This is a genomic window from Daejeonella sp., assembly GCF_046590655.1.
Taxonomy (GTDB): Bacteria; Bacteroidota; Bacteroidia; order Sphingobacteriales; family Sphingobacteriaceae; genus Daejeonella.
Map to the genome: position 1 here is coordinate 1 of NZ_JBKJUM010000114.1, position 23,983 is coordinate 23,983.

18 protein-coding genes and 1 pseudogene are annotated in these 23,983 nt (G+C 40.3%); 15 read left to right on the forward strand and 4 right to left on the reverse strand.

Annotated elements, in window-relative coordinates:
• The 3 genes and pseudogenes from ACLL8Z_RS11095 to ACLL8Z_RS11105 form a co-directional block, all read left to right on the forward strand.
• A pseudogene (locus ACLL8Z_RS11095) lies at positions 1–174 on the forward strand (tRNA uridine-5-carboxymethylaminomethyl(34) synthesis GTPase MnmE); the annotation flags it as partial.
• 156 nt (positions 175–330) lie between these two features.
• A complete protein-coding gene (locus ACLL8Z_RS11100; protein ID WP_411274855.1) occupies positions 331–597 on the forward strand; it encodes a type II toxin-antitoxin system HigB family toxin in 267 nt (88 codons plus the stop codon).
• 17 nt (positions 598–614) lie between these two features.
• Positions 615–1,001, forward strand: coding sequence for a helix-turn-helix domain-containing protein (locus ACLL8Z_RS11105; protein WP_411274856.1), 387 nt, complete (start codon positions 615–617; stop codon positions 999–1,001).
• 582 nt (positions 1,002–1,583) lie between these two features.
• Here ACLL8Z_RS11105 and ACLL8Z_RS11110 read toward each other — a convergent pair.
• Positions 1,584–2,504, reverse strand: coding sequence for a sugar phosphate isomerase/epimerase family protein (locus tag ACLL8Z_RS11110; protein ID WP_411274857.1), 921 nt, complete (start codon positions 2,502–2,504; stop codon positions 1,584–1,586).
• 505 nt (positions 2,505–3,009) lie between these two features.
• Between ACLL8Z_RS11110 and ACLL8Z_RS11115 the strand changes: the two genes are divergently transcribed.
• The 4 genes from ACLL8Z_RS11115 (at position 3,010) to ACLL8Z_RS11130 (ending at position 7,026) form a co-directional block, all read left to right on the forward strand.
• On the forward strand, positions 3,010–4,203 hold the full coding sequence (locus ACLL8Z_RS11115) for a hypothetical protein (protein WP_411274858.1): 1,194 nt from the start codon (positions 3,010–3,012) through the stop codon (positions 4,201–4,203).
• Positions 4,204–4,787: 584 nt separating this feature from the next.
• On the forward strand, positions 4,788–5,843 hold the full coding sequence (locus ACLL8Z_RS11120; RefSeq protein ID WP_411274859.1) for a branched-chain amino acid aminotransferase: 1,056 nt from the start codon (positions 4,788–4,790) through the stop codon (positions 5,841–5,843).
• A 30-nt stretch (positions 5,844–5,873) separates the two neighbouring features.
• Complete coding sequence (locus tag ACLL8Z_RS11125; RefSeq protein ID WP_411274860.1) at positions 5,874–6,230, forward strand: cupin domain-containing protein; 357 nt, start codon at positions 5,874–5,876, stop codon at positions 6,228–6,230.
• Positions 6,231–6,264: 34 nt separating this feature from the next.
• A complete protein-coding gene (locus tag ACLL8Z_RS11130) occupies positions 6,265–7,026 on the forward strand; it encodes an SDR family oxidoreductase (protein WP_411274861.1) in 762 nt (253 codons plus the stop codon).
• A gap of 45 nt (positions 7,027–7,071) precedes the next feature.
• Here the strand turns inward: ACLL8Z_RS11130 and ACLL8Z_RS11135 are convergent, their stop codons facing one another.
• Complete coding sequence (locus ACLL8Z_RS11135) at positions 7,072–7,941, reverse strand: YitT family protein (protein ID WP_411274862.1); 870 nt, start codon at positions 7,939–7,941, stop codon at positions 7,072–7,074.
• A 381-nt stretch (positions 7,942–8,322) separates the two neighbouring features.
• Here ACLL8Z_RS11135 and ACLL8Z_RS11140 point away from each other — a divergent pair, with 381 nt between their 5' ends.
• The 5 genes from ACLL8Z_RS11140 (at position 8,323) to ACLL8Z_RS11160 (ending at position 15,901) form a co-directional block, all read left to right on the forward strand.
• The gene (locus ACLL8Z_RS11140) at positions 8,323–8,457 is read left to right on the forward strand and encodes a response regulator (RefSeq protein WP_411274863.1); all 135 of its coding nucleotides are present in this window, start codon (positions 8,323–8,325) and stop codon (positions 8,455–8,457) included.
• Positions 8,457–8,837, forward strand: a complete 381-nt coding sequence (locus ACLL8Z_RS11145) for a response regulator (protein WP_411274864.1) — start codon at positions 8,457–8,459, stop codon at positions 8,835–8,837. Before ACLL8Z_RS11140 ends, ACLL8Z_RS11145 begins: the two co-directional genes overlap by 1 nt.
• Positions 8,838–8,901: 64 nt before the next feature.
• A complete protein-coding gene (locus ACLL8Z_RS11150; protein WP_411274865.1) occupies positions 8,902–11,100 on the forward strand; it encodes a DUF4838 domain-containing protein in 2,199 nt (732 codons plus the stop codon).
• 215 nt (positions 11,101–11,315) lie between these two features.
• Positions 11,316–12,416, forward strand: coding sequence for a HEAT repeat domain-containing protein (locus ACLL8Z_RS11155; RefSeq protein ID WP_411274866.1), 1,101 nt, complete (start codon positions 11,316–11,318; stop codon positions 12,414–12,416).
• Complete coding sequence (locus ACLL8Z_RS11160; protein ID WP_411274867.1) at positions 12,413–15,901, forward strand: sulfatase-like hydrolase/transferase; 3,489 nt, start codon at positions 12,413–12,415, stop codon at positions 15,899–15,901. The genes ACLL8Z_RS11155 and ACLL8Z_RS11160 overlap by 4 nt, the downstream gene beginning before the upstream one ends.
• Here ACLL8Z_RS11160 and ACLL8Z_RS11165 read toward each other — a convergent pair.
• Positions 15,885–17,144: a YaiO family outer membrane beta-barrel protein gene (locus tag ACLL8Z_RS11165; RefSeq protein WP_411274868.1), complete on the reverse strand. Its 1,260-nt coding sequence runs from the start codon at positions 17,142–17,144 to the stop codon at positions 15,885–15,887. The genes ACLL8Z_RS11160 and ACLL8Z_RS11165 overlap by 17 nt on opposite strands.
• A gap of 195 nt (positions 17,145–17,339) precedes the next feature.
• Here ACLL8Z_RS11165 and ACLL8Z_RS11170 point away from each other — a divergent pair, with 195 nt between their 5' ends.
• The 3 genes from ACLL8Z_RS11170 to ACLL8Z_RS11180 all read left to right on the forward strand — a co-directional run bounded on the left by ACLL8Z_RS11170 (position 17,340) and on the right by ACLL8Z_RS11180 (position 23,215).
• Positions 17,340–18,770 carry an amidohydrolase family protein gene (locus ACLL8Z_RS11170; RefSeq protein WP_411274869.1) on the forward strand — a complete coding sequence of 477 codons (1,431 nt, stop codon included), beginning with the start codon at positions 17,340–17,342 and terminating at the stop codon, positions 18,768–18,770.
• A 287-nt stretch (positions 18,771–19,057) separates the two neighbouring features.
• Positions 19,058–20,473, forward strand: a complete 1,416-nt coding sequence (locus ACLL8Z_RS11175; RefSeq protein ID WP_411274870.1) for a hypothetical protein — start codon at positions 19,058–19,060, stop codon at positions 20,471–20,473.
• Between the two features lie 330 nt (positions 20,474–20,803).
• Positions 20,804–23,215 carry an outer membrane beta-barrel protein gene (locus ACLL8Z_RS11180; protein ID WP_411274871.1) on the forward strand — a complete coding sequence of 804 codons (2,412 nt, stop codon included), beginning with the start codon at positions 20,804–20,806 and terminating at the stop codon, positions 23,213–23,215.
• Here ACLL8Z_RS11180 and ACLL8Z_RS11185 read toward each other — a convergent pair.
• Positions 23,203–23,983 (reverse strand): sensor histidine kinase (locus ACLL8Z_RS11185; RefSeq protein ID WP_411274872.1); only part of this gene is annotated, 781 nt, incomplete at its 5' end. The genes ACLL8Z_RS11180 and ACLL8Z_RS11185 overlap by 13 nt on opposite strands.

Genomic DNA, 23,983 nt, shown 5'->3' on the forward strand with positions numbered 1-23,983 from the left:
AAAACGGAGGCCTCATTAAATAGTGTGCTGGAGAATATTGACAATCCGGTTACTTCGGATTTTCTGGCAACTGATATCAAACAGGCCTTGTACTATCTTGGCGAGATAACGGGGCAGGTGACGACGGATGATTTGCTGGAGACGATATTTAGTAAGTTTTGTATCGGAAAATAAAATGATTGCTTTTAGAAGCTATTGAGATGCTTTTATTGGTCTAATTATACTTTTTTGACGATTTACCAATACATAATTAACATCCAATCCTGCGGTGGATATTTAGTCAAAAAAAGCAATGTTTTCCAATAGAAAACATTTTACTATCTTTGAATCGTGTTTAATATCATTACAAGAAGGACCTTGCTAGAATATGTCAAACAATACCCTTTAGCAAGTACCGCACTGTTAGAATGGTACCATGAACTTGAAAAAGCTGATTTCAAAAACTTTAATGAATTAAAGAAAGTTTATGGAAATGCAAGTTTTGTTGCGGATGATCGGGTGGTGTTTAACATTATGTGGAATAAATTCAGATTGGTAGTGAGAATTGTTTTTGAATATAAGGCAATTCAGGTAAAATGGTTTGGCACACAATACTGAATACGATAAAATTGACGTTGAAAGCCTCATCTTTAAAAGAAGGTAATATGGAATTGAAAGTTATTAAAAGCGAGGAACAATATCAGGAATATCTAAACTGGGTTGATGAGCTATTTGATAAACAGCTTAGTCCGGATACTAAAGAAGGTGAGATGTTACAGGTTGCTCTATTGCTGATCAAGCAATATGAAGATGCAAACTATCCTGTTCCGATGCCGGATCCAATTGAAGCCATTAAATTAAAAATGAAAGATGCTGGGTTAAGAAATAAAGATTTGGTTGGTAAGGTTGGGAGTAAAGGGTATATCTCTTCAATTTTAAGTGGGAGGAAACCGCTTACTTTAGAATTAGCTAAATTATTCCATCGTGAATTAAATATCCCAGCTGAGGTATTATTGTCATAATTGTTTCCTAATATTTCTGTACAGACACTTATTTGTATGCAAAGTCGATCAGATAGAGGACAAATTCAAGTTATGATTTTCGACTATTTTTTGTGAATCGCTGATATATGGCATTCAGTACTATCTGTATTGAAAAGTAGCTTCACTTCCGCTTGAAAGCCGAATCCTGGTTTTTTTAAGCCTTAAACAGTCTTCATTTCTCTTGTAAGTTGATTTACGTAGTATTTACGGTTATTTCCGGGAAGGAAAACGCTTGATGTAACCGTGTAATCAGGAAGTATAAATTGCAGTGTATAACCAATCCCGGAATAACATGATCCCTTGTATAGTCATTTCCGAATTAATAATTAACCGGTATGGCTAGAGCAGGACGAGACAATCCATTCAACACTGAGATCACCCCGAGATCACCCGGAGATAGCACCGATAAAATGTTATCAGACCTCAGATTTCATCCCTCTTTATATCTCAGCCAAAAAAACGGGTATCGATGACCTCAAATTGGAGATACTCACGAATTAACCTCTACGCCATCAACACCGATGATGTCTGCAATCTGCCATATTTATAGGTAGAAATCTATTAATATACTACTTTAATTGCTGCGTGCATGCGATTAAGCATTTGGGGTACCAATACAAACGGATCGTAAGGTTTACCACGTACTAATAGTGTCTCGATAGGTAAAAATCCTTTGTAACCGCCGTCTTTTATAATCCTGACTAATCGAGTGTAATCTGTTGGCGTTTGATTACCGATTTCGAAAGGGCTTTCCTTGATCTGCCAGTTTATGGCATAAGGGACTAATTCTGCAATATCTTTATAAGGATCTGCCGTTTTAAAATTCCCTGTATCCACGATTAGTCCTGCCCATTTTGAGTCAACTCCCGTTAAAACATACTTGCATTGCGCTGCAGTTTGTAACATATCTCCGTGGTTTTGTATCCCGATTTTTACCCCATGCTTTTCTCCGAAAGCTGCACATTCTTTATAACTTTCTATCATCCAATCGGCTACCTCTTCCCATCTATTTTCGTATCCTTTTGGGATTTCGCCAGAAAACAACCGTACCACAGGTATGTTCATTTTAGATGCGGCAACAATCCACTTTTTAGCCAATTCTACACCAGCTTGCCTAACTTTCGGATCTGGCGAGGCAAAATCGTTTCTTATGCCCGTTCCGGTTAACGTAATTCCCAGTGCTGCAGCTCTGTCCTTAAGTTTTTTAAGGTAGTCGTCGCTTGGCACCTCCGGGTAAGTTGGGAAGAAGTATGCTGTAGGATCGATGCCCTTAATTTGATTCGCTGCGCACCAATCTAATAAATTAAAAAGTGAGTACACTTGTTGTTTATCCCTTGAATTTCTGGCGATCAATAAATCGCTAAAAGAATAGGCATTTAAAGAAGGAATTAAAGGATATTCTTTTTGTTTCCTTTGAGCTAACGCTGAAGCGTTGAATAGAGCAAAGATTAACACCGTGACTAAAATGGTTTGCTTTTTCATGTAAATCTTTTCGGTTTTTTTAATCTTCGTCAATTGCACCGTTTCCACTTTAAAGGGAAATTGATATTGGAAATGTATTTCACTAGTCGAATATCCTCAGACAAAGTATTCATGATGTAGAATAGTATCAAAGACTTATAGAGGTACGTGGTCGGTAAATGTCGGACAAATATTTCTGACTTTTCCGTATTTTTAGAGGTTGATAAAATCCTATGGTACCCACCGTTTTCCTATTATTTTCAAACTATATCTTTCAGTAAATTGTATTGAAAAAAATCTCCATTTTTTACTCCATTTCAAAGCTATTTCTCAGCAGATATTTTGAAGTTTTTGTTTGTGGCCAAACAAGAAAAAACTACGTTTGAATAGGTAAATTATTTGATTTATCTTATGATCTTCGTTCAGAAGGGTAGGTATGCATAACTACTGGAAAATACCTAATTCTAGGTATTGTACCGCTTATCTTCACACTTAACTTTGTTAAGTAGAGTAAAAGCATATGATTATGGAGAGATTAAATCCAAACTTTTTTCTGGTAGCCCTATGGCTGACAATGATCAGTTGCGGGAAGGACCCGATTGCTACAACAACAGCTCCTCCAACCCCCGCACCCGTGGCCAGCACAGTGGGTTCCCTGGCAAGTTATAAAAAAATTCCCCTCCCTCTGGTTGTGGTACCGCTGATCATTCCAAACCTGAGCTTATTTCATGTGACTAATAGAGGTCCTTATATACAAATCCTGGACAACGTGAAAAAGCTTTGGAGTGTGCACAAATACCATGGTTCCGGATCACCGGAATGGTCATCTTTTACACCAAATTATCCAGTTTTTGATTTTATCCCTTCCAAATTTACCACTGAAAAGGATAGGGAGTTCAGCATTTATTGGAACCATACCAATCTGTCGGATGATAAATATGGGATGTATAATTTAAATAATGGCTCTCCTTCGTTTGAATACCTTGTACCGGGTGATCCTAAAGGTCCCGGAAGATTTGTAAAAGTAATTCCGGCCAGAAATGGGTTTCAGCGGTTATGGGGTATTGGAGCAGGGAACGAAATATGGTCCGAAACTGCTGTAGCGGTACCAAAGACTTTCGAGAAAATTGTTCCGCAAGGGAAGATCCCAATAGATTTCTCGTCCATACAATCTATCGCCACCGGAGCTCTCAAACTTTTTTTCGCTGATCCGGATCAGGAAACTGTACTCTGGTGCGCGAATGCAAGGGGTTTATTTAAAGTAGGAACAGTAGGCTCAACTGCAGGTTCATCTCCCGGAATATTGTCTCAATGGAACTTCGGTACCATTAGCTCGACAGACGTAATTAGTGCGATTATAAAAGCAGATAATAATCTCATTGTCCAATTTGGGAAAAAGATTTACAAACTTGACGGTAACACCCTTAGATTGATAGGCACGCTCAACCTCAGCGGTCCAGGAGGAGTTTTTGCTAACATTGCAACCAGTGGTTCTACGATCTATGCTTCAGACGGGACATATTATGATTCCAACAGCAATTCATGGAAATCTTTTATCGGAACAGGCCTAAATCTGACTGGAGCTGATGCTACCAAATATGCTGAACTAAAGGCTTATGCTTCCGGAGGCTTAACGATAGGAGTGCTTAATGGCTCATCTACCGGTCCGGTTTATTTTTTGACACCAACTGAACTGATACAGATCAGCCCAATTCTGTAAGTGACATAAGGAATTTAACTATGCGTCCAAAGCATAAATGAAAGCGATTGTTAAGCTTTTTCCATATCTAAGATTAAGGCGGGAGCAGGATTTTTCTTTGTATTATCTACCGGCGTTTCGATTTATCCAGAAGATTGCAAAATTCTCGTCCTCAGGAAAGATATTCACCCCCATCCGATCTTTAGAACTCTCTTTGTTGTGATGGTTATCACTTAAGTTGTAAATCAACACTACCGAGGTGAGTTTGTCGTCGATTCGCGCATCGCGATTAATTTAACTGTTGATGTCGCAATGCGTCTAACTGAAATAGATCTGGTTACTCTTTGTGCAAATCATTAGGAAGATCTTATGACATATTTTAAGAAGTTTGAAATAGTGATTTTCCCGAGGCATACAATTGTTACGATTGCTATCAATTTAAAGTTTCTTTCTTAACTGTACAATTCTATATTAGGGCCGGAATTTATACGTATTGAAACTATTTGTAATTGTTTCGGTAGATCCATCATATTACTTCAATATTGTCACTTTAAATTTAATCGGAACAAATAGGTAAACATTACAAAGCAACTAAAGGAACTGACATGGATATTAAAATCACCAAAACAGAAAACTCCAGGCTGAAAGATATAGACTTCAACAATATTCCGTTTGGCACCTATACTTCTGACCATATGTTTATTATGGATTATGCCAATGGTCAGTGGAGTGATTTCAGAATTGTTCCCTATCAAAATTTACAGCTCGACCCTCAGTCTAAAGCCCTGCAATATTGCCAGTGCATTTTTGAAGGCATGAAGGCAACAATTGGTGCGGATGGCATTCCAAAATTGCTGCGCCCGGGGTTAAATATTGAACGGTTTAATCTTTCAGCGGAACGTATGTGTATGCCTGAGGTGCCGGGCGAACTGTTTTTGTCAGCCCTAAAAGCAATAACCCATTTAGAAATAAACTGGATTCCCAAAACAGAAGGAAGTGCGTTATATTTGCGCCCCACAATGATAGCCACGGAAAGTTCGTTAGGAGTCGTTCCTTCAAGTACTTACACCTTTTATATTTATGCTGCTCCTGCTCAGCCCTATTTTACAACCCCGGTAAAATTGGTTACAGAACAAACATTAATAAGGGCAGTGCCCGGAGGCACAGGCGAAGCGAAAACAGGAGGTAATTATGCGGGTTCGTTTAAGTCTGGTCAGTTAGCAAAACAAAAGGGTTTCGATCAGGTTATCTGGCTTGAAAGCCCTCAATTTATAAAGATCCAGGAAACAGGTATGATGAATTTGTTTTTTGTTATTGGTGATACGGTTTTAACTCCAGATCTTAATGGCGCAATTTTAAAAGGTACCACCCGTACTTATTTTATTGATATTCTTAAAGAGAAAAATATAAAGGTGGAGATACGCGATATTTATATTGATGAAATTATAGAAGCATACCAGGCTGGAAATTTAAAAGAAGCTTTTGGTTCGGGCACGGCAGCAGTGGTTTCTCATATTTCTGAAATTACACATGGCGATTTATGTATGACTTTGCCAAATACTAAAGAAGCTGAAATCAGCAATATGTTGTACAAAGAAATAAACGGGCTAAGAGCAGGAATAATTGAAGACAGACACAATTGGTTAGTACCAGTTAACTAAATATTTTAAATCATTTAATCAAAAAATTACATGCAAAAAATTAAATGGAGTGATATCCCTGTTGAACAGGTAAATCCAAAAATGAAAAGACAATTCATTCATGGAGAGAAAGTGATGATTGCTAAGTTGGAGTTCGAGGATGGGTTTACTGTCCCCTGGCATTCACACGACAATGAACAAATAACCGAAGTGCAGGAAGGCGTACTTCGTTTTTGGTTTGATGATGATGAAGATAATTCTGTTGATATTTTGCCTGGAGAATCAATTGTTATTCCGGGTAATCGCAGGCACAAAGCTATAATGATTGGCAAGGTTAAGGAAACCGACATTTTTGCGCCACCACGTCAGGATTGGATTGATGGCTCAGATAATTATTTGAGAAAGTAGAGGGTAAATTAGGTACAAAAATTAGATTTGAAAGATGGATTTAGGAATTCTAAACAGAGTAGCCTTAGTATTAGCATCAAGCAAAGGATTGGGTAAAGCTGTTGCAATTGAATTGGCAAAAGAAGGTGCTAAAGTAATTATATGCGGTACAGATGCAGCGGCATTAGAATCCACTAAAGCCTATATTGAAACGATTGCGCCAAATAATGTAGCATCGTTTGTTTGCGACATTACTGATGAAGGCCAACGTAAAAACCTTGTGGAGCAAAGTGTAAAAGCTTTTGGTAATATCGAGATTTTAGTAACAAACACTGGTGGTCCTGCAACCGGTCCATTTGAAAAATTTAATTTGGAGGATTGGAAACACCTCTATAATTTATTGTTCCTAAGCGCTGTTGATATTATTCAACAGGTCTTGCCGGGTATGAAGGAAAAAGGTTTCGGACGTATTTTAACCATAAGTTCGGTTGCCGTTAAACAACCTGCAGACAACCTGATTTCCTCAAATGCGGTACGAACGAGTTTATTGGGTTTGGTAAAGAGCCTGTCTAACGAAGTAGCTATTCATGGCATCACGGTAAATAATTTGTTGCCGGGATACACCAATACAAACCGGCTCCAAAATCTAATTCATAAAAATCCAAAAGTAAACGAGGTAAAAGACACCATCCCGATGAAACGGTTCGGAACCCCTGAAGAATTTGCTGCCGCCGCCGCATTCTTAGTAAGCGAACGGGCAAGTTATATTACAGGTCAGTCATTGGCAGTTGATGGAGGGTGGATAAAGGGGCATTAGTCGATTTATTAAAGGACATTCATTTTCTATAAACATGAAAGCCCTTCAATGCCTCGCCCGCCGTTTTAAAACACCTCCGGCAGCTTCTTTGATGAGGCTGGTAAACACAAAAGCATTCGGGTCGACTTCGCTAACCATGTTCCGGAGCCTTCGTATCTCCAGGCGGGTTACTACTGTGAACACGATATCTACAGGATTGCTAACATCGAAGCTTTCTTTTAAAAAGCCCCGCTCGCCTTTATAAACCGTTATTCCTCTGCCAAGTTCCATCACGAGTTTTTCTTTTATAAGCTGACTTTGTCCGGATATGATGGTGACGCCAGTATATTCTTCCAGCCCTTCGATCACAAAATTAGTAGTACGCGATGCCGTGTAATAAGTTAATATTGAATACAGCGCTGTAGGAAGTCCCAGTTTAGTTGCAGCAATCATAAAAATTATGATGTTGATTCCCAATATGATCTCGCTAATGGTGAAGCTAACTTTTTTACCAGTATACAGAGCCAGAACCTCTACACCATCCAGAGCACATCCGCCCCGTATAGACAGACCAATTCCTATGCCCATGAACACTCCGCCAAAAATTGAAACCAGCAGTTTATCGGATGTCACCTGTGGATAGGGGATAAACAGCAAGCAAAGCCCAAGTCCCACCACCGCTGCAAAAGTGCGCCATGCAAACCTTTTATTGATCTGGTAAGCTCCCATTATTATGAACGGAATGTTTGCCAGAATAATTACATAAGCAATGTTGATATGGTACAGCTCGTGTATGAGCAGCGATACGCCAGTGACGCCGCCATCAAAGAATTGGTTTGGCACAAGGAAGCTCTTTAGCGCAAAACCACAAAAAAGAATGCCTAAAGTAGTATAAAGCATTTCGGACAGCCAGAGAGGAAGGATCTTGTAGTTCATTAAGCTGTGAGTTTTAATTTATTAGCCAGTTTCTTTATAGCCAAATTTAAAAGCAGTTTTTGTATAAGAAAGATAGTTTTCTAATTGAGGCTAATATATCATTAAATAAGGACGTCTGGTATTTGAATTAAAAATGCTCTTTTTGTTTTAACTGATAGATAATGTATTTTTACCTACTAGCTTTCGAAAATTACGATTAACTGCCTGCTAAAGTTGTTAATCGATATTTTTACCTTAAAATTTTAACTTTAAAATCCACTTTAAATAAGTATACTCGTTTGCTGCGGAGCTTTAACGGGCTGATCAGGACCATTTTTTTTGAAATCTTAAATTATCGGATATTAACCGGACAATGACGACACTAAGAATGCTCCGCCGCCGGTGGTAATGATGATTACCGCCTACGGCGATGATGAGAATTATCAGGAGGCAATGCAAAAAGGAGCCAATGATTTTCTTACCAAACCTCTTGATTTTAATCTCCTTAAAGAAAAATTAAACGAACTTACAAAGTAATGGCAAAGATATTAGTCGTTGATGACGAAGCGGATTTGGAATTGGTGGTGAAACAGAAATTCCGAAGAAAAATACGAGAGAATATTTATGAATTTGTCTTTGCGCAAAACGGCGTGGAAGCGCTTGAAAAAGTAAAAGAACACCCTGATCTTGACATTATCCTGAGTGATATCAATATGCCGGTTATGGACGGGCTCACACTGCTCAGCCGCCTCCCTGAAGCCAACCCCATGCTAAAATCCGTGGCCCAGGCTGGGCAAATTATTATTTCCGAGCGGGTTTATAAAAACGCGAAGGAATCTTTTAGTTGTGAAAAGATTGGTGAAGTGAAGCTCAAGAATAAATCGCAGCCGGTGGTAATTTATCAGGTGTTAGAATAGTAATATTTTTCTTCGCCAGGTAGTATTAGATTTTATGAGAAGTAGGTTCATTATATTCTTTCTTATGCATAGCCTTTCTGCTCACGCGATTACACTTGTACAGGATGGCAAGTCGCTATATAACATTGTGAGAGCAGAGGCTGCATTAGCACACGACATCCGGGCAGCCGAAATCCTGCAGAATTATTTGCAGCAAATATCTGGAGCTAAAATTCCAATAATAACTGATGCTACGGCAGAAGGGACCTATGAACTCCTTATCGGGAACGCCCGAAAATCTGATCTTGCGCAAAGTTCAGAACTCCGTGAGGATGGGTTCAGGATCCAAACGCTAGCTGAGAAAATTTCTTTCAGAGGAATTGGCAAGGGCACTCTTTATAGTGTTTACACTTTCCTCGAGAAGTTTTTAAATTGCCGAAAGTATTCTTCTACCTTCAAACTCATCCCGAAAAGCTCCAGCATCATTCTTCCCGAAATAGACGTTGCAGAGAATCCGCCGATGGAAATCAGGTCGCTGCATTACTTCGATGCAGAGACAGACCAGGAATACCTCGACTGGCATAAGCTACAGCGTATCGAAGATAAATGGGGGCTCTGGGGCCACACATTTTTCAAGCTGGTTCCTCCTGCCAAATATTTTAAAGAACATCCTGAATATTTCAGTCTGGTTAACGGCAAACGCGAACCTATGCAGCTCTGCCTTACAAATCCAGCGGTGATGCAACGGGTAGTGGAAGATCTCAGCCTGCGTATGAAAGATGAACCCACACTCGAGTATTGGTCGGTAAGCCAGAATGACGACGTTGGTGCCTGTGAATGCGACAACTGCAGCAGTTTGAATGATGCCCATGGAGGATATCAGGGCTCACTTCTGACTTTTTTGAATGGGGTAGCTGCTCAATTTCCTGACAAAACCATTTCTACTTTGGCCTATACCTTTTCCAGAAAACCTCCTTTAGGAATTAAACCGCTTCCAAATGCAAATATCCTGTTCTCCAGCGTGGAAGTAAACAGAGCTAAACCTGTGGCAGATGATCCGCGATCTGAAGTCTTCCGAAAGGATTTCGAAGATTGGCAGAGCCTGACCTCAAATATTATTGTGTGGGACTATGTTGTTCAATTTTCCAATTATTTCAGTCCCTTCCCTAACCTGCATACCCTGTCACCGAATCTTAACTACTTCAGAGGAAAAAATTTGAAAGGGCAGTTCATTCAGGGCAGTGTGGAATTACCTGGCGAACTGGCAGAACTGCGCACTTTTTTACTGGCTAAGCTGCTCTGGAACCCGGAAGAAAACACAGATGCCTTGCAGGAAGAATTTTTAGAGGCATTTTATGGACCTGGTTCAGGACCTATTAAGAATTATATCGAACTTGTTCAGGATCGGGCGGAGCAGACCGGGCAAAGAATGGATATCTACGATCATCCAATTATTCCATTCCGCACATACCTCAATCAAGGTATGCTAAGGGAATATCTGAAACAGTTTGAAGCTGCTACGTTGTTAAGTAAATCGGATTCAGAAATGCACAGGCGGGTACAGATTGCTTCACTTCCTGTTCGATTTGCGATTTTAGAACAAAGTCGCTTCTATGGAATCGAACCAGGTGGTGCATTTATCCTAAAGGGAAGACGAAGTTGGAGCGTGAATAAAGAGATCAAGGCTCTGCTTGACCATTTCTTAAATCTGGCTGAGGAATTTGGCATCACTCAGTTTAACGAAACTGGAAAGACTCCAAAGCAATACAAGAAGGAATGGGAGGGTTATTTGGCGCAGGGCCCGCCCATGCACAAAGCTTTAAATAAGCCGATAAAATTTCTGACCCAGAACGATGATGATTTTAAAGGTAAAGGAGAGGGCACACTGGTAGACGGAGCTACTGGAAGTCCCGATGGCAGCTACAACTGGCTTGGCTGGTATGGCAAGGATTTGAAAGTTCAGATAGATCTTGAAGAGGAGGTAAAAATATCGACCGTCAAAATGTCATTCCTGGAAAATCACCGATATTATTCCTTTAAGCCTCTGTCTGTTAAAATAGAATGGTCTATCGATGGAATAAATTTTCAGGATGCTGCCGAATTGAAATTGCCGGCGCCCGATCCCGAACGACAAACGTCCTCTGACGCTGTTGAAATCCGGTTTCCGGAAACTTCAGCACGTTATGTTAAAGTTACGGCATATAACCAATTGGCCCTGCCCGCATGGCGGGCACGGAAGGACCGAAAGCCGTGGCTGATCACAGATGAAATTCAGATTGACTAAGGTGCTTAAGAGGGGAGACTGTATTTTTTTTTGTATATTAAATTTTGAAATTTTAACGAAAAAGAGATATTGCTCTAAAGCTGAACTGGAAAAGGGAATTTCATCGCAATTAGCGTATTTTTAACGATCGGGTGATACAAACCGTTATGCCTTGCGGCATTATCTAATATATGAAATTATAGCCGGGATAGCGATTGGAAGTAATAGAATATTTTTTGCAAGAAGCTTTCTGGCCAATTATTGCCGCCAGTATTTTCAGTATTCTGATCATATTATTGCTGATATATATGGTGATATTTCAGCGCGTAACCCAGGTGCGTGAAGCAAGACTCAGGAGATGGGATTCCGTTGCAGATAATGTCCTAATGGAGGCTATATTATTTGAGGAATCTGACGAAAAGGACCCCTACACTGACGCGCTGGAGATTTTAGAGTCTGAAAAGTTTCACATTCCAAAACAGCTTACAGTTATAATGCAGAATGAGACTTTTCGTCGCCGGATGATGAATAAGATTGTAACGGCAAAGCGGAATGTATCGGGAACTGCTTCAGAAAATTTAAGTCGCCTGTTCACTGAACTTGGCCTCGATTTGGACATCTTAAGTATGCTTAGTACCACAGTTTGGTATAAGCAAGCAACTGCATTGGATCTAATCGGTTTTATGAAGCTGAGCAATTATCGGCATCTGGTCGATCAATATGTGAATGATCAGAGCGGGCTCATACGAATGGAGGCTCAGAATGCGGTATTGAGGTTCTCCGGGTTTGAAGGGCTGCATTTTCTAATTGAGGCAAAATACCCACTTAGCGAGTGGCAGCAAATGAAATTTATTGACGAATTATCAAATTTACCGGATGAGGAGTTTAAGGGTATAGACGAGTGGCTTACTTCTCAAAATGATACGGTGGTTATTTTTGCTTTGAAGTTAATTCGCATTTATCATCGGTTCGAACTTTTCCAGGAAGTTTTAGAATGCCTGAATCATAAAAATCCGGAAGTCCGCTTTTATGCAATATCTGTATTAAAAGTTCTGCCAAGCGCAGAAGCCGTGCCAGTTCTTTTGGAGCTTTATCCCAGAGAAACCACATTAAATCAAGTCGAAATTCTGAAAGTACTAAAAGCTATTGCTTCTGAGACTGAAATTGGATTCTTAGTGGGACTGTTGCATGATCCGCATTATACTATCCAATTGGAAGCTACAAGAGCACTTCAAAACGTTGGTCCTGAAGGAAAGGAGTGGGTAAGCAAATTCGAAGATGCAGATGACTATCCTTTAAACAAAATTATTGCCCAAGTTAAGGAGGAGGAGCGATGAGTTTAGATTTGTTCTTCTACGTTGTTTCCACCATTTTCCTGGTATATGCAATAATTCTGATTTTTGGCTATTTGCTTATCGGATTCTATTCTATTGGTGAACTTCAAAAATATCTTCTGAAAAACAGTTTTACCAATTACCGGCTGCTGGCAAGTTCCCCGGAGGCACCGCCTATCAGTATAATAGCTCCCGCGTACAATGAAGCAGCAAACATTATTGAAAATGCCCGATCCCTGCTTTCTATTTTTTACAATAGTCTGGAAGTTATTATTGTAAACGATGGAAGCAAAGACAATTCCATGGAATTGTTAACTAATGCTTATGATCTGTATAAAACGAATTTCTTTGTCAACGAGCAGATTAAGACCAAAGAGGTCAGGGGCGTTTATAAAAGCAGAAATCCCATCTACAACAAGCTGGTAGTGGTCGATAAGGTTAATGGAGGGAAGGCTGATGCACTAAATGTAGGAATAAATGTTTCCTCGCATAATTATATCGTATGCATTGATGTGGACTGTATTTTGGAGCAAGATTCAATTTTGAAACTGGTTAAACCCTTTCTGGAAACAAGGAATAAAAGAGTAATAGCAGCCGGTGGTGTAGTCCGAATAGTTAACGGCTGTGAAGTTGCCGAAGGGCGTTTGGTGAATGTACGTCTTCCGGCACAGTTGCTTCCTAGGATGCAGACCCTGGAGTATATCAGAGCCTTCTTGTTAGGCAGAATGGCCTGGAGTCGGCTGGGAGGGTTGATGCTTATTTCGGGAGCATTCGGAGCCTTCGACAAGGAGATCGTAATTAAATGCGGAGGATATGACCATGGCACGGTTGGGGAAGACATGGAATTGCTGGTTAGGATGCGCCGGTATATGGAAGAACAAAGGCTGCCATACAGGGTGGCTTTTATTCCTGACCCCTTATGCTGGACTGAAGCGCCGGCAACTAGCGAAATCCTTGACAGACAGCGGAATCGCTGGGCGCGCGGCACAATTGAAACCTTGTATAAACATCGGGTCATGTTTATGAATCCGAAATACGGGGTCATTGGCATGCTGAGTTTCCCATACTGGTTCTTTTTCGAAATGATGGCCCCTCTGGTGGAATTTGGCGGGATAATTTATTTCACGGTCTGCGCTATATTCGGACTGGTGGATTATACCTATTTTCTGTCCCTGCTATTATTCATATATACATTCGGGGTGCTTTATTCCGTTTTCGCAATCCTGATGGAAGTGAGGTCATATAATCAATATACCACTCGGAAGGATATGGCACGGCTTATAGGAACTGCCTTTATGGAGCCTTTCGTGACTCATCCGTTGGGGGTATGGGCCGCCGTCAGGGGCACCATTGACTTGCTACGAAAAAAGAATTCCTGGGGAGAAATGACGCGGGCTGGCTTCCACAAAAAGGAAACGACTCCGGGCGGTAACTCAAATCCGGCAGCAACCCCCGTTCCTGCCCCGGTGGTAGTCAGGAAAACAGGTATTGAAGAATCCGGGAAAGTGTTTTCTGCGGCGGCATTAGTATGGTTGCTGATCCTAATCACGTTAAGTATCGCGGAATTTGCATTCTATGTCAGTCAAGGCAATGCGAATGAAGCCCTGCTGAAATTTATTTCTTATAGGGTTTGGAATGATTTAGTCTTTTTCACGAAATCATTAATCTTCTTATTCGTACCCTTTATTGCCATTCAGTTCTTTTCGTTCAGATTTTCAAAAATTTTCCTTTTTAGTTGTGTAGTTCTGCTATCACTCCTTCAGGCAGGTCTGATCATTTATTACCATAAAGCAGGATTACTGCTTGGATCTGACATTTTTGGTTATTCGCAGGTGGAGATAAATCAGACTTTAGGTAGTTCTGGTGTCTTATCATTGACGACTTTTCTCGGGGTAGTAGTATTTTTAACGCTGATCATAATAGTCCTCCATTACGGCTCTCGCTTAATCAGACTTCCAGGACTGGTTACAATCATTTTGACTATTGTGTCTCTATGGTCGATATTTTCGGGAGTTATTGAAGTGAGTCCGGCAACCGGGCTTAAATCAGATTTCGAAAATTTGATGGTTCTTAACAAATCGGATTACTTTTTTAATTCAGGTTTCCAGTATGTCAGCGGAGCAGATGACGAAATTCTGGCCAGCTTCGACCTTGGCAAGGAAAATACCGTTTTTCAATATGTGGATCCGGAGCAATACCCCTTTCTGCATAAGGATCTGAATCGTGATGTGCTCAGTTCACGTTTTAATGTTAAGGAGAGTCCTCCCAATGTTGTAATACTGCTGCTGGAAGGATTGGGAAGTGCTTATTCAAATGATCGGGCATATTTAGGAAGCTTTACTCCCTTTCTCGATTCGCTGTCCAGACAATCACTTTACTGGGAAAATTTTTTGAGTCAGGGCGGGCGGACTTTTGCCGTGCTCCCTGCTGTCCTGGGCTCCCTACCTTTTGGTTCAAACGGGTTTGCCGGGTTGAATCCATTGCCACAGCATTTAAGCCTTATAAGTCTTCTGAAACACAATGGATATCATACCTCTTTTTACTACGGAGGAGATGCCAGTTTCGACGGTATGCAAGGATTTCTGCAGAACCAGGGTATAGATCAAATTATTGAGGAGAAATCATTTCCAAAAGGATATCAAAAACTTCCCGTATTTAAGAATTTTACCTGGGGATACGGCGACAAGGAATTGTTCCGTTATTTTCACACTCTTGCTGATACGAATATAGAGCAGAAGCCGAATTTGAACGTTTTTTTAACCGTTTCCTCGCATAATTCTTTCAAAATCAATGATCAGCCTACATATGAAGCCATTTTTGAAAATCGCCTTATACAATTAAGGTTCAATGAAGAAAAAAAGAGTATTTACAGACAATATAAAGATCAATATTCAAGCATCTTATATATGGATGATGCGGTTAAGGAGTTCATGACGGAATACCGGAAAAGGCCAGACTTTGAAAATACTATTTTTATACTGACAGGAGATCACCGCATGCCGGAGATACCAATGACCACCAAAATTGATCGCTATCATGTACCGATGATGATTTATTCTCCCATGCTAAAAGGTGTCGCACGTTTTTCATCGATTTCAAGCCATAATGATATCACTCCTTCTTTGCTTTCTTACCTGAAAAATAGTTATGCTATGCAACTGCCTGAATTCAATACCTGGCTTGGGGAGGGTCTGGATACACTTGCTGGTTTCCATCGAAATCGCTTTTTTCCAATTATGCAAAGTAAAACTGAAAACCGCGATTTTGTATTAGGGAATTACCATCTGAATGGCAGCGACCTCTTCAGAATTTATGATGGGATGGACGAGGAGAAAGTAGTGAACGCCAAAGTCAAGACCCGAATTTTAGAAAAAGCTGCAGCATTCAAACGAAGGAATAGATTGATGAAGCCAGGATCCAAACTCGTTCCGGATTCTATCTACAAGAAATATACTGCCAAAGGAAATAAAACTAGAACCTCTTCATAAATGCTACTCCCAATTCTACCTGGTTGCCGCGTGTATCCTTGAGATATTCCTGGTTTTCATAAGAAGCCCGTAAGCCGATAATATTTGATGTATTAAAGGATTTTCTTAATCCCACACTAAGATTGTTGGATTTCAGTTTATAGGTGTTTCCATTATTATAAAGAAGGGTATTCCGCTGATTATCCGGTGATAACCCGGAGCCTGCCCCGAAGGAAAGGTAATCGTCTACACCTCCGAAATAATAACGGACGCTAAGAGCCAGCGACTGCGATACTGAGCTATTGGACGGCGTAAGAAAAGTTCTTAGATTGAACCAGTAATTTTTATAATATTTTCCAATTGATGCGGTATATATCCAGGTTTGATCGCCAAAATCAAGCATACGGAATCCCGCTTCTGCTTCAAAGGCAGCAGGCAGATTAGCATAAAGAGAGAAGCCAGTGCGGAATTTGGGAAATACACCGGAATCATTAGAGACTGCGGCATTCATATAAGCATAAAAGACTTTTGATATCCGGGGATATAAATCAAGTTCGAATTGGGTGGCGTTCGTTTGAAAGCGATTGGCATAATTTAGCCTGCCTGTTATAGAACCGATTGCTGTCTGCCGGCCGTAATCAATACTTGCTAAATGCCAGGGCTGGTCGAATTGTTTATTAAAAGAGACATAGTCGTAACTGATTCCCACCTTATTGCGGCTTCCAAATCCTCCATCCTGAATGCTCAGGTTTCTGGCAATAGTGTTTTTGGGATTGATTACCAACAATTCATTCAGAGTTTCATTCGCCTCCTTAACCTCATTCAGATCTCTCAATATGCGGGCCTTTAACAAAAGCAAATCTTCAGAGCGCGGGTTTATTTCGAGGCCTTTATTTGCCAGCGGAAGGGCAGTGCCCGGATGTTTTTCCCAGAATTCCAGTGAGCCATAAGCGAGGTATACATCCTCGTAATTGGGATTTTCTGTGATTACACGGCTGAATTCTGCCCGTGCACTATCAGGTTTATTTGACCATGTGTATAACCGACCTAGGAAAATACGGATATCTGCATAATCAGGACTTTTAACAAGAGCTAGCTTTGCAAGAGCGATGGCCCGTGGATAGTTCTTTTTTTCAAAAGCCTCATTCCTGCCTTGTTCAAATAGCTGATCGGAATTATATTGTGTATCCTGTGCGGACGCAGTGACAGAACAGAGTATTGGAAAAAGTAAGATAAGCAGAATGAGGTGTAAATATTTAATCATTTGATTTCATCGAATTCTGCAATATCGGTATTTTTTAGTGTTTTGGTTGTTTGTACCTTGGTCTTTTTCATACACTATCCATGAACTTTTGCATCAGATTATTTTAATTCTATATCTTTAAATGGGATCATCGGGGTCAGTTTCTAGCATGCTGTCTGGCTCACCGATGATCAATTTTCTAAAGCTAAATCGATAATGAAGAAAATTTTATTAAGTCTTATTGTTTTCTGTATAACGTGGGCGTGTTTTTCACAAACTCAGAAGAATACCTATTCGCTGGTTTTGGAGAATGCGAGCGTTGTAAATGTGTCCACTGGCAAAATCACTTACAATCGTTTACTTGCTATTTCCAGTGACACCATTAAAGCCATTGATGATACAAAAAATATTAAGCAGTATAAAGCTGACCGTTACATTAATCTCGCGGGTAAATTTGTAATGCCTGGTTTATGGGATATGCATGTACATTTTCGTGGTGGGGAGGGCTTGATACAGGCAAATAAAGATCTTTTACCCTTATTCCTTTCTTATGGTATCACAACGGTGAGGGAGTGCGGTGGAGACATGACACCCTCAGTGATGAAATGGAGAAAAGATATAACTGAGGGCACATTAGCCGGGCCGAGAATTTTTACCTCCGGGCCGAAGATTGACGGGCCAAAAAGTACCTGGGCGGGTTCACTGGAAGTGGAAACATCGGAGCAGGTTACGAAAGCGCTTGATTCCCTCCAAAAGATCAATGTTGATTTTGTGAAGATATATGAAAGTAAGATTTCAAGACAGACTTTCCTGGAAATCATTACACAGGCCGAGAAAAGACGTATGACAACATCGGGACATATGCCCTATACCGTTAAGTTAAGGGAGGCCGTTGACCGAGGCCTGGATGCATCTGAACATTTGTATTATATCTTCAAAGCCTGCTCCTCCAAAGAAGACAGTATAACCCATGCAATTATTCAAAGTGAGCGTACAGCCAAACCAATTGGCTTGTTTGCGGCTCTTCCTTCTATCTACAACACTTTCGACGCAAAAACTTCAGAACGTTTATTTAGATACCTGGGAAAAAGCAGATTTTCAATTGTACCGACACTGTTTATTTCAAAAACTTTAAATGAGATCAAGGAAAGGGATCATTCGGGAGATAATTTACTTTCTTACATAGATCCTAAGATTCAGGCTACCTATGCTGGACGGGTAAATAGCGCCAAAAGGGCTTCGGATGAGTCTACGGCCTTCTCAAAAAAATATGCCCTCAAGGCAAGCTCGCTGATACCACAGATGCAACGCAGGGGGATCAATATTATGGCGGGTTCTGATTGTGGTGCCTACAACGCTTATGTATATCCCGGTGAATCTCTGCATGGGGAAGTGAAATTATTGGTAGCATCAGGTCTCACACCTGCACAGGCTTTACAATCAGCAACAATAAATGGGGCTAAATTTATGGGAGTTAATGAATTTTATGGCAGCCTGGCAAGGGGAAAATCTTCTGATTTAATCGTTCTCGATACCAATCCTTTGAATAATATAAACGCAATTGATCAAATCTACATGGTGATTTCAAATGGGAAAGCCTATTCCAGGGTCGAACTGGATAAATTATTAACTTCAATCAAGCGCTGATAAACGGCGTATTCACACGGGCTTAATAAGTCAGATTTCTTTCGTGGATTTTTATCTTACAAGAAATGAAATCTAAATCCTGCCATCCCATAGAGGAAAAACTTTTAACCTTTGAGAATAAAAATATAAGATCTTTTTTTAAAACAAAAAGCTTTACAGCGAGTTTTTTGTATGCATCTATTAATGGAGTCTGCATGTAATCAGGCAATAACGTTTTTAAATTTCATCTTTAGCGCATTTGCAGGATGGAGCATGCTGAAGCCTGTAATTTAAACATTATTCTATTTATGAAAAACATTTTAAAATCTATGCTAATACCCGGCCTTGCTTTGGTGATCGGGTTTACATCCTGTAAAAAGGATTCTGTAACAAGTATTGATCCGAGTCCTGCGCCCGAAAATTTAACCCTAAGCGGGGAGATTAAAACCAGCCTAAGTCTTAAAGAAAATTCAACTTACACCCTGAAAGGTCGTGTATCTGTAACAAATAATGCAGTGTTAACTATTCCGGCCGGAACACAGATTTTAGTGGAAAGTGGTGCAACAGCATCTGAAAAAGGCGCATTAATAATTAGCAGAGGCTCTAAGATCAATATAAACGGCACTAAAGAAAAACCAGTTGTATTTACTTCAGCGGCGACAGCAAAATCCCCCGGCGACTGGATTGGGATTATCGTAATGGGTAGAGCTCAAACAAATGGTACAGGTGGAATGCTAAATCTTGCTGGCCACACAGTTAATAATGATACCCAGTTTGGCGGATCAGATGATTCTGATAATTCGGGCTCAATAAAGTATTTACGATTAGAATATGCAGGGGCACTTAACCCAGCTCAGGAAGAGGAGTGGGCACTGGATATGACCAGCGGTCTGAGCCTGAATGGTGTTGGATCTGGTACCGTTATAGAGAATGTAATGGTAAAACATTCCCGTGATGATGCCTTTCAATTTGTAGGCGGAACTGTAAATGCAAAGTACCTTATAGCTTATAATAATGGCGATGATAATTTTGATTTCGATCGTGGGTATCGAGGCAAGTTGCAATTTATTATTTCATATAACCCAACTGGATCTACTGTTGCAATCCGAGCTCACGGGATGGAGAGTCTAAATGATAAAGATGCATCAGAAGCAATGCCCTTCACCCGACCTGTGATTTCAAATATGACCATTTTAGGTCCGCAAGGGACGGATACCGATATGACTCGTCAAAGTCAGGGGATATATATTAGAAAAAATACGCGGTTTAATGTACAAAATTCGATAATAGCAGGCTATTCTAATGGAGGATTAATGATGTGCCCTAAAACAAAACCGCTTCTTGTAAATAATTTAGGTTCGGAGTTTAAGTATAACATCGTAAATGCAGATATACAGACCAGGTCTTTCACTTATGATGACGGTCCGAGCGGGATAATTATTATTCCGGATCCGGAAGTAGCGGGTTATGCAGTTCAGATGCTGGATAATTTAATACAAAAACAAGCGCTGAACAGAAATAGGATTCTTGGAACTACCGAACTTCAATTAAAAAACGTGTACGCTACCTCTCCGGATTTCTCTCCTGTAGCAGGTTCTCCTGTCCTCAGCAGTGCAAATTTAAGCGGTGCTGATTTCTCCACTTTCTTTACAGCAGCAGCGCATGTTGGTGCCGTAGGTACCGACAATTGGGCGGTATCCAGTGCTTGGGTCAACTGGCAATAATATTGACTCGGCTGGTACAATAAATTTATATAAAAATTCGAAAAGGCTATTTCTGGAGGTTTACTTTGGAAATAGCCTTTTTAAGAATGCTGTAATATGATCGAAGATAGACCGTCAAGTTAAGTCTTAAGTCTTCCCCCTGATCATATTTTGCCACTTCGGCTCATGACGGTATGCCAGCAATTAACGATAAATTTGTTACGGTGTTGGCAAGATTATCTTTGATATATTGCCCCAGACTTTAGTATTTTCGTCCTGAAAATGCACATTTTTTTTGAGTGCCTGCATTATTATTAGTACTCAAAAATGTAAACTACAAGACGATTTGCCATGTCCAGATTTATTTTATTAATTAGCTATATTATCTTTTCGCAGCTTGCTGTTTTCTCCCAGGTTAAAAATATTACACTTTCGGGTTTAGTCAGGGATAGCAGGGATAATTCTCCTTTGCCCTATGTAAATGTCAGCTTGAGAAAGCAGGCTGATAGTATTTTGGTCCAGGGCACGATCACTAATGAGGAGGGACGGTTTACGTTGACAGGCATATCTCCGGGGCTCTATATTGTTCAGTCTACATACATGGGTTACACGACATTTGCCAAAGAACAGTTGGTTGGAAGCCTGTCTGCTTTTTTGGATCTCGGCGTGATTGGTATGCTGCGTGATTCGAGATTGCTAAATGAGGTTGTGGTTAATGCGACGGCTGCCGAAGGTGTGTCTGAACGAATGGATAAGAAAGTATTTTCGCTTGAAAATAATGTAAGTCAAACCGGAGGTTCGGTACTACAAGCCATGCAGAACCTGCCGGGCATAACCGTTCAGGATGGAAAAATTCAATTAAGAGGAAATGATAAGATCGCAGTGCTTATCGACGGGAAGCAAAATGCGATAACGGGTTTTGGGAGTCAAACAGGCCTTGATAATATACCGGCATCCGCTATTGAAAGAATTGAAATCATTAATAATCCCTCTGCGAAATTTGACGCGAATGGGAATGCAGGGATCATCAATATTATTTATAAAAAGAACCGTCAGGAAGGATTTAACGGTAAGTTAGGCTTTACTTCCGGCCTGGGCGCCCTATGGGTACGGAGAGAGAATTTGCCCGGTATCAGGCCGCAGTTTCAGTCGACTCCGAAACTCAATCCATCTTTGTCTTTAAACTATAAAAAGAACAAATTAAATACATTTGTTCAGGCCGACTGGCTGTATACCCAAACATTGAATAGAAATGAGTTCGCGGAACGGATTTATGATTCCGGCGAAATTATCAGACAGCAAGTTAAGCGAAATCGAACAACTACATTTTCAACAATTAAATCAGGCATTGATTGGAATCCAGATGATAGAAATAATTTCACAGTCTCAGGTTTCTTCAACCGGGAAAAAATAATTGATAACGGGGATATTCCTTATTTCAACAGCAGCCTTACCCAACAATTACGATTATGGCAATTTCTTGAGGACGAAGTTAAGTACACTGCGACCGGAACAGCGATTTATCAGCATAAATTTGAACAGCCCGGGCATCTCTTAAACGCGGGTTTTAACTATACTTTTCACCGAGAGGATGAGCAATATTTTTTTACAAATATTTTGCCCCGCTTTACCGGAAACGATGCATTCAAGCTGCTTTCGGACGAACACGTTTCGGATCTTAACCTGGACTACATCAAGCCTTTGCGACAGGGGAGGGTAGAAGCAGGGTTTAAGTTCAGGCGAAGAACTATCCCTACTAACATGCAATTCTTTCCAGGTTTGAATTCACCAGTTGATGTCAACGCAGGAGGCCAGGCAGATTATAAAGAGACTATTCCGGCAGTGTATGGAAATTATGTATTCGAGAGCAAAAGCTTCGAGATTGAAGCGGGTGTAAGGCTGGAGTATGTGAACGTTAATTATGATGTAAATCCCAACCATAATACCTACAAAAGCGATGGCTATGATTATGCGCAACCCTTTCCAAATCTCCGTTTTGGCTATAAGTTTAATGATTACAATAAACTTTCTCTTTTTTACAACCGTCGCGTAGACAGACCAAATGAAGTCGATATAAGGATCTTCCCGAAATATGATGAGCCTGAAGTATTGAAAGTAGGCAATCCAACCTTACGTCCTCAGTTTACCGACAGAATAGAAATGGGACATAAGATATCCTGGAAAAGCGGAAATTTTTATAGCGCGCTTTACCATCTCGCCACTGATGCTACCATTACACGTATAGGTACTATAGTTCCCGGAAATTCAATTATTTACAACATCTTCCAGAATGCTGGCAAAAGTGCCAATACGGGTGCTGAAGTAACACTCCAGCAAGATTTTTCACCATGGTTTTCAATCAACACCAGCGCAGCCCTTTACAGAAGTTCTTTTGAAGCATTTACCATTGAGAATAAATATCCGGTTCCCACTGTATACACAATGAGTGCGCAGCAAATAACATCGGGCAATGTCAAGCTCAATGGAATGTTTAAATTGCCTAAGCAAACAGATATTCAGATTTCTGCAATTTATCTGGCTGCAGACATTATACCGCAAGGTAAAATTGGTTCACGTTTTTCCCTGGATATAGGCGCAAAAAGGCAAATTCAGAAGGGACGAGGCGAACTGTTTTTTAATGCCAGCGACCTGCTAAATACTATGCAGGTTCGCCGGGAAATTACTGGAAATGGATTTCGGTTGAATAGTACGGATTTTTATGAGACACAGGTTATCCGCCTTGGGTACAGTTATAAATTCTGATTAATTGGTAAATTAAAATAAAAGGTCGAGCCTTCGCCGATGGTACTGTCCACCCAAATTTCACCGAGATGCCTGTGAATAATTTCGGAACACAGGTACAGTCCTAGTCCGAAGCCGGCCACTCCTTTGGTATTTTTATTTTCGATACGGTAATACCGATCAAATAATTTTGACTGATCGTGTTTTTCTATTCCCACTCCTTCATCTCGAACGCTAATTTGAAGCCTGTCATTAACCGTTTTGCAAGACACTTCAATTATTTTTTCATCTGGAGAGTATTTGATTGCATTACTAAGGAAATTGTCTAAAACCTGGGCTATTTTATTTCTGTCTGCGTAAATTGTTATATCACAACATTCGGTCAGCTTAATTTTACGTTTTTCGAGTAATAGAGTTACTCCTTCGATAGTTTCTTCAATCAAGTCCTGGATTTTGAATGTCACTTCGCTTAGGTAAACTTTTCCAGCTTCAAAACTGGAGACATTCAAAAAGCCATTAATAAGTTCGGTCATTTTTTTCGTCTGAACAACCGCCTTGTTCAGCGCTTTCTCAATTGGATCATTATTGATCTTTTTGGCCATGGCCATCGAAACCTGTATATAAGCCTGTATAGAGGTTATTGGCGATTTAAGTTCATGGCTCACCAAGGCGATGAAATCGTTTTTCCTAACTTCGTCCTGTTTGTGAGTAGTTATATCATGTAGAACACCAGTAAAGATATCTGCCTTGGTTTCTTTTTCGACCGAGCTATTTCCAACACCCCTCAAC

What these genes read in the sequence shown, in the direction of transcription:
- ACLL8Z_RS11115 (WP_411274858.1), top strand. Translation starts at nt 3,010, where the DNA reads ATGGAGAGATTAAATCCAAACTTTTTTCTGGTAGCCCTATGGCTGACA.
- ACLL8Z_RS11135 (WP_411274862.1), bottom strand. Translation starts at nt 7,941, where the DNA reads ATGAACTACAAGATCCTTCCTCTCTGGCTGTCCGAAATGCTTTATACT.
- ACLL8Z_RS11175 (WP_411274870.1), top strand. Translation starts at nt 19,058, where the DNA reads ATGAAAAACATTTTAAAATCTATGCTAATACCCGGCCTTGCTTTGGTG.
- ACLL8Z_RS11165 (WP_411274868.1), bottom strand. Translation starts at nt 17,144, where the DNA reads ATGATTAAATATTTACACCTCATTCTGCTTATCTTACTTTTTCCAATA.
- ACLL8Z_RS11120 (WP_411274859.1), top strand. Translation starts at nt 4,788, where the DNA reads ATGGATATTAAAATCACCAAAACAGAAAACTCCAGGCTGAAAGATATA.
- ACLL8Z_RS11110 (WP_411274857.1), bottom strand. Translation starts at nt 2,504, where the DNA reads ATGAAAAAGCAAACCATTTTAGTCACGGTGTTAATCTTTGCTCTATTC.
- ACLL8Z_RS11180 (WP_411274871.1), top strand. Translation starts at nt 20,804, where the DNA reads ATGTCCAGATTTATTTTATTAATTAGCTATATTATCTTTTCGCAGCTT.
- ACLL8Z_RS11145 (WP_411274864.1), top strand. Translation starts at nt 8,457, where the DNA reads ATGGCAAAGATATTAGTCGTTGATGACGAAGCGGATTTGGAATTGGTG.
- ACLL8Z_RS11160 (WP_411274867.1), top strand. Translation starts at nt 12,413, where the DNA reads ATGAGTTTAGATTTGTTCTTCTACGTTGTTTCCACCATTTTCCTGGTA.
- ACLL8Z_RS11130 (WP_411274861.1), top strand. Translation starts at nt 6,265, where the DNA reads ATGGATTTAGGAATTCTAAACAGAGTAGCCTTAGTATTAGCATCAAGC.
- ACLL8Z_RS11170 (WP_411274869.1), top strand. Translation starts at nt 17,340, where the DNA reads ATGAAGAAAATTTTATTAAGTCTTATTGTTTTCTGTATAACGTGGGCG.
- ACLL8Z_RS11125 (WP_411274860.1), top strand. Translation starts at nt 5,874, where the DNA reads ATGCAAAAAATTAAATGGAGTGATATCCCTGTTGAACAGGTAAATCCA.
- ACLL8Z_RS11150 (WP_411274865.1), top strand. Translation starts at nt 8,902, where the DNA reads ATGCATAGCCTTTCTGCTCACGCGATTACACTTGTACAGGATGGCAAG.